This is a genomic window from Vreelandella sp. V005 (genome assembly GCF_052645115.1).
In genome coordinates, this window is the sequence record NZ_JBQXYA010000023.1 from 1 (window position 1) to 472 (window position 472).

General features: G+C 66.7%; 1 protein-coding gene. It reads right to left on the reverse strand.

Features of this window, described 5'->3' with window-relative positions:
* Positions 1-472 (reverse strand): hypothetical protein (locus ACUN8H_RS18750; protein WP_445533545.1); only part of this gene is annotated, 472 nt, incomplete at both ends.

Below are 472 nucleotides of genomic sequence, written 5' to 3' on the forward strand. Positions count from 1 at the left end.
CAAAGGCGTAGTAGCCGTCACCGTTGGTGCCGGGGGTGAAGTCCACCCCGCCGTTGGCCACGGTGAGCGTGCCGTCTTCTTCGTCACTGGCGGTGAAGGTGGCCACGGTTTGGCCGACCACGGCGTCGTTTTCATTGAACTCGGCGACGGCCGTCACGTCGATGGTCGGGCCGTCGTTCTGGGCGGCGTACGTCGGGGTGTCGCTGTCGGTGGCAGTCAGGCCGCCGCTGTCGGTGGCGGTGAGGCTGACCGGGGGCAGCGTGGTGCCGGCATTGATGGCGTCGACACCGGCCTGGGTCAGGGTCACGTTCTCGCCGTCAAAGGCGTAGTAGCCGTCACCGTTGGTGCCGGGGGTGAAGTCCACCCCGCCGTTGGCCACGGTGAGCGTGCCGTCTTCTTCGTCACTGGCGGTGAAGGTGGCCACGGTTTGGCCGACCACGGCGTCATTTTCGTTAAAGGTGTCCACCGCGGT